This window comes from Aliivibrio sp. 1S175, assembly GCF_001690985.1.
Classification (GTDB): Bacteria; Pseudomonadota; Gammaproteobacteria; order Enterobacterales; family Vibrionaceae; genus Aliivibrio.
In genome coordinates, this window is the sequence record NZ_MAJS01000035.1 from 229,403 (window position 1) to 242,636 (window position 13,234).

Sequence of the window (13,234 nt, forward strand, 5' to 3'; positions counted from 1 at the left end):
ATGAACAAATTTATGTTTACTGCACTTATTTCTTTTTTTTCTATCACTGCATTTGCACAAGAATGCAGTGCTGATCTCTCTCGCACTGCCCCCAACAGCCGTTATATCAATTTTGACAATGGTACGGTAGCCGATAATTTAACGGGCTTAACTTGGATGCGTTGTCCACTTGGAAAGCAATGGAATAACATCAGCAAAGAATGCGAAGGGTCGACTGAAACGTATTTTTGGCAAAGCGCGTTAACCATGATTGCATCCATTAATGATGTAAATGGCAACCACCAACTTCATGAATTTGGTGAAATAAAAAAGTGGAGAATGCCAAATATCAAAGAACTCATGTCATTAAAAGAAGCCGCTTGTTATAGCCCCGCGGTTAATACAAAAGCCTTTGGTAAAGCGTTTAACTATGACGTCGGTGATCTTGCTGGATATATTTGGAGCAATACCCCATCAAATAACGGCAATGAAGTTTACTCATTTGATACGCCAAATGGGGAAGTTTATTCTTATAATCCGGCTCAACATAAACTCAGCGTTCTTTTAGTCGCTGAATAAAATACAAATAGGTCACCTTATACTTAACTGAATATTAAGGTGACCTATTTCATACAATTATAAGTATTTCTATCAATAATAAAACCCCAAGGCATTGATTTTGGATCATCTAAGAGTAGACTGCCCGGCACAGATGTATATAACTAGAGACAAAAATGAAAAAGATCACTATTGCGCTTGCACTACTAATCACTTTAACTGGTTGCCAAGCGACTCAGCGCCAAAATGCCACCACCGGTGAAACAGAAACAAACTCAGCAACAAAAGGCGCGCTTGCTGGGATTCTTGCAGGTGTTGCCGTTGGACTTGCGACTGGCGATAATGCCAAAGAACGTCGTAAGAATGCATTAATCGGGGCAGCGGCAGGTGGCGCAGTTGGTGGTGGTGTTGGCTACTATTTTGATAGCCAAGAACAAGCTCTACGTGACGAATTAAAAAGCTCTGGCGTACAAGTCGAACGAGTTGGTGATAACGAATTAAAACTTATCATGGACAATGGTGTTGGCTTCCAATCTAGCTCTTACCAATTAGACGCTAGCATTTACAACACATTAAATGGTGTTGCTCGTATTCTTGTTGAATACCCAGACACCGCTCTTCAAATTGATGGCCACACTGACAGTTCTGGTAACGATATTAAAAACCAAACTCTTTCAGAAGAGCGTGCTGAATCAGTTCGTACTTACCTAATTAAGCAAAAAGTAGCCGCTGGTCGTGTTCACGCTCGAGGTTACGGTGAACGTTACCCAGTATGTGATAACTCAACATCACAAGGCCGCGCCTGTAACCGTCGTGTTGAAATTACGATCCTTCCGCTCAAATAAACATCAAAATGGGTAGAAAACAGAAATAACTGTATATAAATACAGTTATTTGATTGGTTTTAACTATTTGATGCTATAGAATTAAAAATCCCCCAAGATGCTAATCATCAAGGGGGATTTTTATTTTAAGGAAAACCACTTAATTGCTAAGTAGTTTGGTTCTATTTAATTATTGAACCGCGTCTTCTATTTTATCTACGACAAGATCTTTTCCATCAACGATAGTTTCTTGTACTTTCTCAAAGGCATCTGAATCCATAATGTTCTGAACTTCATCGCCGTAATTCATTCCAATATAAATTCCAAGTGCGATAAACAGTAATGCAAATACTTTAAACATGATTATTTTCTCTATTAATTCAGGCTTTATTTTACAAAAGAAATCGTTAAAAACCTATGGCAAATTTTAGTACTCATTTTAACAGCGCCGCTTTCGTTTCAGGCATTGCTTCTGCTGCCTTATTATCAGCAAACCACATAGAACTCAATACGGCCTTATGGCTTTGGTTTTTAGGGACTATTGGTGGGTTATTGCCTGATATCGACTCTGATAATTCAACATCTCTAGATATTATCTTTAATCTTTTCACGATCTGTATCGTGTTACTTAGTATTCGATATTTTACTAGTGACGCTATTAATGAAAGACAATTTTTACTTCTTATTGGCCTACCTGTAGTCATTCATCTTTTTATAAAGTATGGCGTTCGCAATGTATTTGAATGGCAAACCATTCATCGAGGTATATGCCACTCTATTCTCTTCTTATTATTTTGTGGTTTATTAACAACCAATATCACAACCTTCATCATTAACGAACAATTTAAAAATGCGGATTTATTTTCATGGCTGTCAGGGGGGGTTGTTTTTTGTGGGGGGATAATCCATTTGTTGTTGGATGAGTTATACAGTGTCGATTTAGCTAATGTACGAATTAAACGATCGTTTGGTTCGGCATTTAAACTCACCGACTTTTCAAATCTCTCATTAACGACTGTTTTCCTTGTTGCTGTTGCTATCTTAGCATTTTTCGCCCCTCCGATAGAATCAACGATTATCACGTTAAGTAACTGGCAAGCATTTAAAATTTGGTAAAAAATGAAAAAGATTGAACCATTCAGAAGTTCACGCTGTCTGTTCTTCTGAATGTAACTACTCATTTTTGTTTTTAATCATGACAAAAACAACATTGATATTTCTATTTATCTCCATAGAATAGCATTGTTGTTATCACCCTAAGGTTGAGCTGATTTTTTGAAATTCTCATTACTCCAATACAAGCGTCAACACCTCGCTTCATGGTCACTAATATTAGTGAGTATTGTGCTAATGGTTTGCTTTTCTCAAAATTTAGGTCTCTCTTCATTTTGCTCACTAACGCCTCATCCAGACGCGACTGAGCAATTGCAGCAACAATCAACCACTCAAACTCCTGATGATGGTGTTTCTCAATGCCATAACAGTGAACATTTATTTAATGCTCATACTGTTCATTTAGATTTTGCTATCCCCATGTTTATCGTCGCTCTACTCATTATTGCGTCTATGCTTAAACACGCTGGGGCTACCTATGCATTTACAGAGCCCACCACCTCTTATGGTGTGCGGCGGCATTTGGCCTTCTGTACCTTTCAAGAATAAACATACCGTAAGTACTTATATCTTTTTATATAATTATTTTCGGAGTAACACTGTGTTTAAAATTCAACCAGTTAAAATAGTGAGCCTATTACGCTTAGCTATTCTTTTAACGTCAACACTCTTGTTGTCGGTATTTTCGGTATCTGCACAACCCATTACAACAGGTTGGTTAACTCACCCTGATCATCCACCGGCACAAGTTCGCTTTATGCTGACAGGTGAAGTCGATGAAGAGAACAATCAAACACGAGGTTTACTCGAGGTAAAGCTTGATGGTGAATGGAAAACCTATTGGCGCTCACCTGGTGAGGCAGGCGTTTCACCGGTACTCGATTGGAGTAAATCAACCAACCTTTCTAATTTAGATTGGCATTGGCCTACCCCTGCTTATTATGAGCAATCAGGCTTAATGACACTTGGCTACAAGCATGATGTTGTTTTCCCTATGGCGTTAACCGTTGATGATATTACCAAACCCGTTAGTTTCTTAGGTAAGTTGACCCTGCCAACTTGTACCAATATTTGTGTCCTAACAGAATATGATTTGGAATTACCTCCTATCAATCTCACCGATATTGAAACGGACGCAGACGCTCAACATTTATACCAACAAGGGTTTTCAAACGTACCAACAGCAAGTGATTCTATTACCATAGTAGCTGCCTCTTTTAATAAGGTGTCGCAACAATTACACATTAAATTACGTCAAGATGCAGGTTGGGATAAACCACAGATCCTCATTGATGGCAGCGAAATTACCGATGACTATTTTTCCCAACCATCAATAGACATTAATGGTAACGACGTCACCGCGACTTATAAGGTGACGAACTGGTTAGGCGAAACAGACTTAGTCGGCAAACCTATTTCGATTACCGTGTCTGATGCCCTTTTCTCTCATGAGCTGAAGGCTGTTATCAATGACAAGCCTTTTGCACAAACGGCATCAACAAGCTTATTAACAATGATAGGCTTTGCGTTGCTTGGTGGTTTAATTCTTAATATTATGCCGTGTGTATTGCCCGTATTAGGCATGAAACTGAACAGCATGCTGGCGTCTTCTCAAGCGAGTAAACGCTCAATTCGCTTGCAGTTTTTTGCCTCTGCCGCCGGAATATTAACCTCATTTTGGTTATTAGCAGCAGGTTTACTTATCTTAAAGTTCACAGGCAGTGCTATTGGTTGGGGAATTCAGTTCCAAAACCCTATTTTCATTGGTTTTATGGTCACAATAACCGCCTTATTCACGGCTAATTTATTTGGTGTATTTGAAATTCAATTACCAAGTCGATTCTCTACCTCTCTTGCAAACAAAGGGAATGATTCAACGGTTGGGCATTTTGTACAAGGGATGTTTGCAACCTTACTCGCAACCCCATGCAGTGCGCCATTTCTGGGTACCGCGGTTGCCTTTGCATTAGGTGCAAGTACCCTTGAAATGTTGATGATATTCACTTTCTTAGGGTTAGGTATGGCACTACCTTGGTTGGTTTTTGCTTTATTCCCTCGCCTTGTTTCGTTTATGCCAAAACCGGGCATGTGGATGAATAAAGTCAAACTCATTTTTGGCCTCATGATGTTAATCACCACATTGTGGTTACTGAGTTTACTTACACCATTTATTGGTGGGCTATCAGCTGCCATTATTGGGTTATTACTCAGCACATACTTACTGTATCAAATAGGTAAAACCCAAGGTAAAAACACTGTTATTGCGATTATTGCTGTCATTGTATTTGCAAGTAGTGCTGCGCTAATTATTGGCAGCATGACAACAAAACACTGGGCTAGCCCTATTGAAGATAACCTTGCTTGGCAGCCACTTAATGAGCACGCCATTGATGAATACGTTAAACAAGGAAAAACGGTTTTTGTCGATGTAACGGCTGATTGGTGTATTACTTGTAAGGCCAATAAGATTGGTGTGATTTTGCAAGATCCTGTGTATTCAGCATTACAGCAAGATAACGTCATTACCATGAAAGGCGATTGGACGCACCCAAGCGATAAAATCACCAATTACTTAAAAAGCCATCAACGATTTGGGGTGCCACTCAATGTCGTTTATGGCCCCAATGCGCCTCAGGGATTACCATTGTCAGTGCTATTAACCAGTGATGACGTTATTCAAGCCATGGAATATGCAGGGAGAACAGACTAATGGCAAAGAAAGACATAACGCCAAAAAAGACACAAACGATGAAAGAAAAGATCACCCGTTGGGTAAAAGAGATCGTCAAATTCACGCTTATCATTACCTTGTTTTCTATTGCCGTTGATTTTTGGCGTAGCCAAGACATGCCATCAGAAACTATTCCTTCCCTGTCAATCAACACAATCGAGGGCGAATGGGTAGACATTAAGAAGATGAGTCAAGATGAACCCGTCTTACTTTATTTTTGGGGTACATGGTGCCCAGTGTGCAATGTTGTTAGCCCAAGCGTGAGTTGGTTATCAAGTGAGCATCACGTTGTTTCTGTCGCTATAACCTCCGGTGATAATACTCGGTTAACGACATTCATGAATTACAAAGGCTATGAGTTTCCCGTGATTAATGATTCAACGGGCAGTATTAGTAAAGAATGGGGAGTTACGGCTACCCCATCGATCGTCATCGTAAAAAACGGTGAAATATCTTCAATTACAACTGGCGTTACAACCCCAATGGGCTTGTGGCTACGTTTATTATTCGCTTAGGAGTCACTCCATGAAATCATTACTATTATCCGTATCAATCGCAGCAAGTCTTGTATTCTCACCATTGGTCTCAGCAGAAAGCCTTACGCCAAACCAAGAAAAGCAATTAACTGAAATATCCGATCTATTACGTCAAAATCCAAACATTATTGAAGGGTTACATTCAAATTTAACTCAATATATTGATGGACAACAAACTCTGGAAAATACTTTAAAACAGAATCATGATTACTTATACAACAACCCTGAACAACCTTATTTTGGTGCTGAAAATCCAAAGCTAACGATCATCAACTTCACCGATTATAACTGCCCTTATTGTAAGCGTTTAGAATCAGGATTAATTGAAGTGATTAAAAAACATCCAGAAATCCGCGTTGTAAATGTTCTGCTCCCATTTCAACAGCGCATGATCCCAGGACTAAAAACCAATACAGCATGGTACGCATTAAATGTGTGGGAAAATGACCGTTCTAAATTTGCCGAGGTACATCGTCTAATGATGGCAAAACCATCACGACATGACAGTAACTCCGTAATGAAGATTGCCGATCTTACTGATACTCAGAAAGATTTAACGCCCAATCAAAAGAAAAAAGAACTTGTTGAAAAAAATGAAGACATATTCTCTCAACTTGGTTTAAGAGGCACTCCAAGTTTGATCATTGGCGATGAAATTATCCCAGGATTTATTCCTCAAGACCAATTAGAAGCAACGATAAAAGCTCAGTTAAAATAAGCTAGAATAAAGTAGCTGTGGCCTACCTGTACCACAGCTACTTTATTTAATTTTCATCATTATAAAATATATAGTCTTTCTCACCAAAGTAGATCAATTAATTAACCATTGATAATCAATACATTTCTATATTGTAAGCCGCCGACCTTTCATTTATAAAAATAATAACCCTTCATTTCACGGTAACAACACCCTATATTTATAAAATTGCATTTTTTATGTACTATTATATTAAACGATCATTTAAATTGCCTGTAATGTTGAAATATTTCGTTTATTTTTTGAGGAAAATTAAGTATTCTTAACATCAACCCAACAAGGATAGATTGAACTAATATGCCTGAATCTAATGTTTCTATCATCGCTGTCGGTATTTCAACCTTACTATTAATTGCCATCGTTGCAATGAGTCGTTATGTAGGTTTTGATTCTATTTCAGATGTTTTTTTTGAAGGTGCTACGCTCATTTTACTTGTTTATATTTTCCTTACGGTAAAGCCACACCTTATTCCATACTCTAAAATAATGAATGGGGCTTACCTACTTTTATTTAATAAATGTTATGATTTATTAACTGAAATTCCATTCTTTGATAAATATTCTGACAACTATGAAATCATTGATACTATTCTCGATGATGGAACGTTATTAGTCGCTTTCTTATTAATTGCTATCGGGCTAACAACGATAGTGGCAAATATTATAAAAGAAAGTATGAAAGACGATTTGACAAGACTATATAACCGAAAAAAGTTTACCGATATCTCATTATCATCGTTTGATCTAATTTACTTTGATTTAAATGGTTTAAAGAAAATAAATGACATGAAAGGTCATGCCATTGGCGATCTTATGATCATTCGTTTTGCTCAAGTTCTTAGAGAGCATTGCTTAAAACAAGAAATGGCTTTTCGAGCAGGGGGAGACGAATTTATTGTTATCACTCAGCCTAATCGAGCAAACTCATATATCGCTAGTGTTTATAAAACATTAGAAAATGATCTTATTTCATTCTCATACGGGATTGAAAAAGCAACGAAAGAAAACTTTGAAGAAGCATTAATACAATCAGATAAAGCGATGTATAAAATGAAAAAATCACTAAAAAAGAGCACCTAAAGTGCTCAAATTTCATATTGATAAGCTAACTAATAGAACAATTAACGTCCCATCAATTCAAGTAACCCTTCACTTGCCTGCTTTGGCGATGTTGCATGGCAAATTGCCGACACTAAAGCAATACCATCCACTTGAGTATCTGCTACTTTCTTAATGTTCGTTTCGTTAATTCCACCAATGGCAACAAGTGGGAGTTTGCTTTCTTTAACCGCTTTCGTTAAACCGTCAATGCCCCACTCTTTAATAATATTAGTCTTAGTTGGCGTAGAAAATATCGCACTGATACCAAGGTAATCAACTGGCAGATCTTGCGCTTCACGCAACTGCGTTTCATTTTCAACAGACAACCCTAAAATCATATCAGGACCTATCAATTGACGAGCAAGGTTTGCAGGCATATCCGATTGACCTAAATGAACCCCATCCGCTTGCACCGCTAATGCCACATCAACACGATCATTTATAATTAATGGTACACCACTGTCTTTTAATACTTTTTTTATCGCTAGTGAGCGTTCAATAAAAGCACGTACATCACCATGTTTTTCACGGATCTGCACCATGGTTACGCCGCCTTTTATTGCCTCTGCAACAACGTGGCACAACGTATCAATATCTTGTTGATCGTCAGTCACTAAATATAATGTATAAGGGTTATTCATATTACGAAACCTATGCATTAATCGTTAATTTCAAACGACGTGTAATCGTTTCTTCATCTAGCTGATAAAGTGAATCTAATAGGTTCATTTGTAAGCTACCTGGACCTGCTGATTGCTCTGCGGCGATTTCACCTGCAATGCCTAAAATAGCGGTAGCTGCAACCCCTGAATGCTCACCTATTGCAGCAAAAGCACCCGTTAATGCAGTATGTGTGCAACCCATTCCCGTAACAAAAGGCATCATCGCATGGCCATTATTCAATTGGTACTGCGCATCTTTCGTAACTACATAATCAGTTTCACCCGAAATAACGACGCTGCATTGATACTGCTGCGCGACATAACAAGCCGCACCTAACGCAGAATCACTGCTGTCTAATGCATCTACGCCTTTGCTCTGCGCGTTCTCACCCGCTAAAGCGATGATCTCAGAGGCATTACCACGAATAATCAGTGTATTCGCGGCTTCTGCGATTTGACGCGCGGTTTGGGTACGAAGTTGACTTGCACCACATCCCACCGGATCAAGCACCACCACTTTATTATTAAGGTTTGCTTGCTCTACCGCGAAATGCATTCTTGGTGTCCATACGCTATCCAACGTACCAATATTAATGACTAACGCACCAGAGAAACTCATCATCTCTGCCATTTCTTGTTGGCTGTGCGCCATGATTGGTGACGCACCTAACGCCAATAACGCATTCGCAGTGTTATTCATCACGACGTAGTTGGTAATATTCACAACTAATGGCTTTTTCTCACGTAATATCGCTAATGCGTCAATAATCTTTTGCGTGTTCATGACCGTCATTGTTCTTCCTTAATTCGTTCGCTTATTCATTAATTGAGTACTAATCATCAACAATTAGGCTTCATCTAATCCTTGCTGCCAAAACGCCACTTCCATACGAGTCGCCGTTTTAAAAATATGACACAAACGCTGCCCACGCTGACTATCAAGGTCGATATCGGCAAGCAATTCATCTAACTGTGTAATGCTTTTTTGCACGCCTGATTGAAACTCTTCACCACCATACATCTTGATCCAATTCGCATACGGATTGCCTTCAAGCTTAGTTGATTCTCTTGCTAGTAGCTGCGCGCCAATCACCCCATAACCAATCGAACACGGTGCTAATGCTGCGTATAAATCAATGACATCACCAGACATGCCAGTATCTAATACAAATCGAGTGTAAGCGACCGTGCCAAAGGCTTCTGGCTCTGCTTCCATCTCTAATTCTGACACGCCCCACTCACTACAATAAGTCACATGGTGTGCAATTTCAGAACTCAATAACGCTTGTACACTCGGTAACGCCATTCGCATTTCTGCTAACGTTCTCGCTTTATAAATCGCTAAGGCATACGCTCTTGTGTACTGCTTTAAAAACAGAAAATCTTGTTTTAAATAATGTAGAAATGACGAATGCGCTAGCTCTCCAAGCGCTAATTGTTGAACGAAGCTGTGCTCAGTGTATTCGGTCCACTCGTTTTGACACGCTTGAATTAAGTCTTGATGATTCATACTGATTCTCTAAAAATAAATAGGAAAAATGGATTACAACACCGGCACAAAATCTTGAGCTTTAGGTTGTGTTTTTATGATCTTATGCTTGAACATAAACTCAGAGAAACGATTGTAGCGCTCTAAATCAACCGCTGATGGGCGTAAAGCAAAACGCGTTAACGTGTCATTCCATGCGCGTTTATTTAATTCATTGTTTAGAGTGTCTGGCGCGTAAGAAACAAAGGTTTTCCACGATTCATCAGGGTGATTCACAATAAACTGCGTCGCTTTTTCGATAGCGTGGTTAAATTTCTTTAGCGTATCGGCATCGTACGTCTTAGCGTTCGCAACAAAAACAAGCTCATCATACGAGGGCACACCGTGCTCTTCTGGGAAAAACGATTTCGCTTTGTAGCCTTCTAATGCCAATTGATTGGTTTCAAAATTACGTAGCCCTCCCCAAATAGCATCCACTTTTCCTGAAGCTAATGACGACGATAATGCCCAACCGACATTGATGATTTTAACCTCAGAAAAATCAACCCCTTCTGTATTCAGCATCGTTCCTATCGTAGCGTCTTCATTACCCGCAATCGCAATACCAATCTTCTTGCCTTTCAAATCAGCTAAAGAGTTTATCTTGCCGTTATCCAGTACCATTAAGGTGTTTAATGGCGTAGCGATAAGAGTAGCTGAACGAATTAACGGTAAACCTGCCGCTACATCAATCGTTAAACTGGTTTGGTAAGAAATGGCTAAATCAATGTTATTGGCCGCCACTAATTTTGCCGGCATACTTGGATCGGCGGGTTCTTGAATCGTCACATTTAGGCCTTCTTCTTTGAAGTAGCCTTTTTGTTGTGCGATAACCACTGGCCCATGGTTCGGATTTACAAACCAATCCAACATTAATGTCATCGCTTTGTCTTCCGCGCTTGCCATCATGGAGTAGCTTGAAATAAGCAGAGCCATCGCCCCTTTAATTACTCTATTTTTCATTATTCAATGAGTCCTTTTATTATGAATTTATTTATCGTGTTGCCACGGTATGAGTTTTTGAATCAATACATCCGCAAGAAAATACAAACTGACGGATAGCGCCGCGAGAATAAATAACGCAGCAAACATTTCATCTATCATCATTCGAGCATTCGCTTGCAGCATCAAATAGCCGAGGCCTTCGCTTGACCCTACCCATTCACCAACGACTGCACCAATAGGTGCGACAACAACAGCAACACGGATACCAGACGCTAAGGCAGGTAAAGCCGCAGGTAAGCGAACGTATTTTAATAATTGCCATTTTGATGCACCCATCGTGTGGGCTAAATCAAGGTAACCACTAGGGGTATTTCGCAGCCCGTCATAACAACAGGTAGTCACAGGGAAAAAGATAATTAATGCCGCCATCACGACCTTTGATGCAATGCCATAGCCTAGCCACAACATCAAAATAGGTGCTATAGCAAAAACGGGGATTGCTTGACTCGCAATTAAAATTGGTAATAACCAACGGCGAAGTGGATCAAATAACAGCATTTGAAGCGCAAATAACAACCCCATAGAAAGGCCCAAACCAAGACCAAGTAAGATCTCTTGAGCCGTTATCCATGAATGAGCAAGTAGCACATCGTATCGTTGTATTAATTTAGTAAAGACAGCCAATGGACTCGGTAAAATGAAGCTTGGTAAAGCAAAAACGATTACGATGAATTGCCACAACCCAAGAATAACCACCGCACTGATTAAGATTCTTATTAAGGATTTCACGTTTTGTAGCATTGGTTTTTGCGTTACCTTTCCTATCGTTGCTGATGTCGGATTTATAAGGAGTGATTTAGACATAATCGACCTCTAACGTATCAATTATCTGCTGTTGAAGTACCGCCAACTCTGCATCAATCTTGCGAGGTATCGACGTACTTGGAACGGGTAAGGAGACCGCTGAAGCAGGCTGTCCTTGCATGATATAAACCGCATCACTCAGTCTTAACGCTTCTTGTGGATCATGCGTGATCAATAAAACGGTTTTATCTGCTAACACTTGAGCAGCAAGATCTTGCAGGCGATAACGAGTGACGGCATCTAACGCAGAAAAAGGTTCATCCATTAATACCATTGGTTTGTCTTGCATTAATGTCCGAGCTAACGCCACACGCTGCCGCATTCCACCCGATAATTGCGACGGCATCGTAAACTCGTGCCCTTTTAGTCCAACTAACTCTAAAAGTTCATGCGCTCTGTGTTTATCCGAGTTCGGTTTCGTTGAATTAAAGCGAGAGTTCGTTGCAAACTTGTCGGCAAAGCAGACGTTATCTATTACGTTTAACCACGGCATCAATAAATCTTGTTGCGCCATGTACGCGATATTGCCTTCTAATGCGTCTACGCCATCAATCGAAACATCCCCTGACCACATGACTTTATCGGTCAATAATCCTGCGAGATAACGCAAAATAGAGGTTTTACCACAACCACTTCTACCTAATATGGCGGTCCATTTTCCTTTAGGGATCGTCATATTTAGATTGAAAATAATAGGCTGTTCGCTGTCTTTATACTGTAACGCCCCATTAGAAATGACGGCACTAATGCGATTGTTCATTCCCGTTACTCTTGAGTATGTAAAGCAAAGAAGTGATTCACAGGCCCATGCCCCTGACCAATATTCAGTTCATCCGCATGAATAATCGCTTGAGTAATATAATGCTTACCTAGTGTTACTGCCGCCTGTAACTCATGACCTTGCGCTAAATATGAAGCAATCGCTGACGATAACGTACAGCCCGTGCCATGTGTATTGCGAGTTTCAATTCGGGGTGTCGATAAACGCTCTATGGAATCAGATAAAATCAGTAAATCAGTACTGTTCTCATCCTTTTCTAAATGCCCACCTTTTAGCAATACTGATTTAGCACCTAATTGACGAAGTTCATCAATCATTGCCGTCATTTCAGCTTCACTTTCGGGTACTTTAGCGTTAATGAGTGCCGCCGCTTCAGGGAGGTTTGGCGTGATAACATCGGCAAGAGGAAGTAGTTCGGATTTAAGGCTTTCAATAGCAGAGGATTGCAGAAGAAGATCACCACTGGTTGCCACCATAACAGGGTCAACCACAAGATAGCGAGGAGAGTATTGTTTTATTTTTTTCGCAACAGAGCGGATGATATCAGAATCACTTAACATGCCGACTTTAACGGCGATAACATTCAAATCAGAAAAAACAGCATCAAGTTGCTGCTCAACAAATTCACTGTTGATTGGATAAATGCCCGTCACGCCTTGCGTATTTTGAGCCGTTAATGCGGTAATCACAGAGCACGCATAACTGCCGGTTGCAGAAATTGCTTTGATGTCAGCTTGGATGCCTGCGCCACCACCACTGTCAGAGCCAGCAATGGTTAGTACAATCGGTGTTGTTGCAGATAATGTCGATAAAAGTGCGGTAGTGTGTAACGAAGGCATACTTATTTTCCCTAAC

16 protein-coding genes are annotated in these 13,234 nt (G+C 39.9%); 8 read left to right on the forward strand and 8 right to left on the reverse strand.

Going from position 1 to position 13,234, the window contains the following annotated elements; all coding sequences use genetic code 11:
• Both A6E06_RS12400 and A6E06_RS12405 read left to right on the forward strand, forming a co-directional pair.
• The gene (locus A6E06_RS12400) at window positions 1-558 is read left to right on the forward strand and encodes a DUF1566 domain-containing protein (protein ID WP_065593418.1); all 558 of its coding nucleotides are present in this window, start codon (window positions 1-3) and stop codon (window positions 556-558) included.
• A gap of 155 nt (window positions 559-713) precedes the next feature.
• Window positions 714-1,382: an OmpA family protein gene (locus tag A6E06_RS12405; protein WP_065593417.1), complete on the forward strand. Its 669-nt coding sequence runs from the start codon at window positions 714-716 to the stop codon at window positions 1,380-1,382.
• A gap of 169 nt (window positions 1,383-1,551) precedes the next feature.
• On the opposite strand, the gene A6E06_RS19835 is transcribed toward A6E06_RS12405, so the two are convergent.
• Window positions 1,552-1,722, reverse strand: coding sequence for a hypothetical protein (locus tag A6E06_RS19835; RefSeq protein ID WP_141676963.1), 171 nt, complete (start codon window positions 1,720-1,722; stop codon window positions 1,552-1,554).
• A gap of 56 nt (window positions 1,723-1,778) precedes the next feature.
• On the opposite strand from A6E06_RS19835, the gene A6E06_RS12410 reads away from it, so the two are divergent.
• The 6 genes from A6E06_RS12410 to A6E06_RS12435 all read left to right on the forward strand — a co-directional run bounded on the left by A6E06_RS12410 (window position 1,779) and on the right by A6E06_RS12435 (window position 7,578).
• Complete coding sequence (locus A6E06_RS12410; RefSeq protein ID WP_065593416.1) at window positions 1,779-2,477, forward strand: metal-dependent hydrolase; 699 nt, start codon at window positions 1,779-1,781, stop codon at window positions 2,475-2,477.
• A gap of 234 nt (window positions 2,478-2,711) precedes the next feature.
• Window positions 2,712-3,023, forward strand: a complete 312-nt coding sequence (locus tag A6E06_RS12415; RefSeq protein ID WP_255310596.1) for a hypothetical protein — start codon at window positions 2,712-2,714, stop codon at window positions 3,021-3,023.
• 61 nt (window positions 3,024-3,084) lie between these two features.
• Entirely contained in the window at window positions 3,085-5,184 is a 2,100-nt protein-coding gene (locus A6E06_RS12420; RefSeq protein WP_255312092.1) for a protein-disulfide reductase DsbD, read from the forward strand.
• Entirely contained in the window at window positions 5,184-5,720 is a 537-nt protein-coding gene (locus tag A6E06_RS12425) for a protein disulfide oxidoreductase (protein WP_065593413.1), read from the forward strand. Before A6E06_RS12420 ends, A6E06_RS12425 begins: the two co-directional genes overlap by 1 nt.
• Before the next feature lie 10 nt (window positions 5,721-5,730).
• Window positions 5,731-6,459: a DsbA family protein gene (locus A6E06_RS12430; protein WP_065593412.1), complete on the forward strand. Its 729-nt coding sequence runs from the start codon at window positions 5,731-5,733 to the stop codon at window positions 6,457-6,459.
• A gap of 336 nt (window positions 6,460-6,795) precedes the next feature.
• Window positions 6,796-7,578: a GGDEF domain-containing protein gene (locus tag A6E06_RS12435; RefSeq protein WP_065593411.1), complete on the forward strand. Its 783-nt coding sequence runs from the start codon at window positions 6,796-6,798 to the stop codon at window positions 7,576-7,578.
• A 41-nt stretch (window positions 7,579-7,619) separates the two neighbouring features.
• Here A6E06_RS12435 and thiE read toward each other — a convergent pair whose 3' ends face one another.
• Genes thiE through thiD form a run of 7 tightly spaced genes read right to left on the reverse strand, consistent with a single transcriptional unit; the run spans window position 7,620 to window position 13,218 of the window.
• Window positions 7,620-8,240, reverse strand: a complete 621-nt coding sequence (gene thiE, locus A6E06_RS12440; RefSeq protein ID WP_065593410.1) for a thiamine phosphate synthase — start codon at window positions 8,238-8,240, stop codon at window positions 7,620-7,622.
• A 10-nt stretch (window positions 8,241-8,250) separates the two neighbouring features.
• Window positions 8,251-9,054, reverse strand: a complete 804-nt coding sequence (gene thiM / locus A6E06_RS12445; protein ID WP_083190330.1) for a hydroxyethylthiazole kinase — start codon at window positions 9,052-9,054, stop codon at window positions 8,251-8,253.
• Between the two features lie 54 nt (window positions 9,055-9,108).
• On the reverse strand, window positions 9,109-9,771 hold the full coding sequence (gene tenA, locus A6E06_RS12450; protein WP_065593409.1) for a thiaminase II: 663 nt from the start codon (window positions 9,769-9,771) through the stop codon (window positions 9,109-9,111).
• Window positions 9,772-9,804: 33 nt separating this feature from the next.
• Window positions 9,805-10,752, reverse strand: a complete 948-nt coding sequence (locus A6E06_RS12455; protein WP_065593408.1) for an ABC transporter substrate-binding protein — start codon at window positions 10,750-10,752, stop codon at window positions 9,805-9,807.
• 27 nt (window positions 10,753-10,779) lie between these two features.
• Window positions 10,780-11,535: an ABC transporter permease gene (locus tag A6E06_RS12460; protein WP_255312093.1), complete on the reverse strand. Its 756-nt coding sequence runs from the start codon at window positions 11,533-11,535 to the stop codon at window positions 10,780-10,782.
• Window positions 11,536-11,590: 55 nt separating this feature from the next.
• Window positions 11,591-12,358, reverse strand: a complete 768-nt coding sequence (locus tag A6E06_RS12465; RefSeq protein WP_065593406.1) for an ABC transporter ATP-binding protein — start codon at window positions 12,356-12,358, stop codon at window positions 11,591-11,593.
• A 5-nt stretch (window positions 12,359-12,363) separates the two neighbouring features.
• Entirely contained in the window at window positions 12,364-13,218 is an 855-nt protein-coding gene (gene thiD, locus A6E06_RS12470) for a bifunctional hydroxymethylpyrimidine kinase/phosphomethylpyrimidine kinase (protein WP_065593405.1), read from the reverse strand.
• Window positions 13,219-13,234: the final 16 nt, after the last annotated feature.

Bases quoted from the DNA above. Each gene is read 5' to 3' on its own strand.
- A6E06_RS12430 (WP_065593412.1), top strand. From the start codon at position 5,731: ATGAAATCATTACTATTATCCGTATCAATCGCAGCAAGTCTTGTATTC.
- A6E06_RS12415 (WP_255310596.1), top strand. From the start codon at position 2,712: ATGGTTTGCTTTTCTCAAAATTTAGGTCTCTCTTCATTTTGCTCACTA.
- A6E06_RS12455 (WP_065593408.1), bottom strand. From the start codon at position 10,752: ATGAAAAATAGAGTAATTAAAGGGGCGATGGCTCTGCTTATTTCAAGC.
- A6E06_RS12435 (WP_065593411.1), top strand. From the start codon at position 6,796: ATGCCTGAATCTAATGTTTCTATCATCGCTGTCGGTATTTCAACCTTA.
- thiE (WP_065593410.1), bottom strand. From the start codon at position 8,240: ATGAATAACCCTTATACATTATATTTAGTGACTGACGATCAACAAGAT.
- thiM (WP_083190330.1), bottom strand. From the start codon at position 9,054: ATGACGGTCATGAACACGCAAAAGATTATTGACGCATTAGCGATATTA.
- A6E06_RS12425 (WP_065593413.1), top strand. From the start codon at position 5,184: ATGGCAAAGAAAGACATAACGCCAAAAAAGACACAAACGATGAAAGAA.
- A6E06_RS12405 (WP_065593417.1), top strand. From the start codon at position 714: ATGAAAAAGATCACTATTGCGCTTGCACTACTAATCACTTTAACTGGT.
- A6E06_RS12465 (WP_065593406.1), bottom strand. From the start codon at position 12,358: ATGAACAATCGCATTAGTGCCGTCATTTCTAATGGGGCGTTACAGTAT.
- tenA (WP_065593409.1), bottom strand. From the start codon at position 9,771: ATGAATCATCAAGACTTAATTCAAGCGTGTCAAAACGAGTGGACCGAA.
- A6E06_RS12410 (WP_065593416.1), top strand. From the start codon at position 1,779: ATGGCAAATTTTAGTACTCATTTTAACAGCGCCGCTTTCGTTTCAGGC.
- thiD (WP_065593405.1), bottom strand. From the start codon at position 13,218: ATGCCTTCGTTACACACTACCGCACTTTTATCGACATTATCTGCAACA.
- A6E06_RS19835 (WP_141676963.1), bottom strand. From the start codon at position 1,722: ATGTTTAAAGTATTTGCATTACTGTTTATCGCACTTGGAATTTATATT.
- A6E06_RS12400 (WP_065593418.1), top strand. From the start codon at position 1: ATGAACAAATTTATGTTTACTGCACTTATTTCTTTTTTTTCTATCACT.
- A6E06_RS12460 (WP_255312093.1), bottom strand. From the start codon at position 11,535: ATGCTACAAAACGTGAAATCCTTAATAAGAATCTTAATCAGTGCGGTG.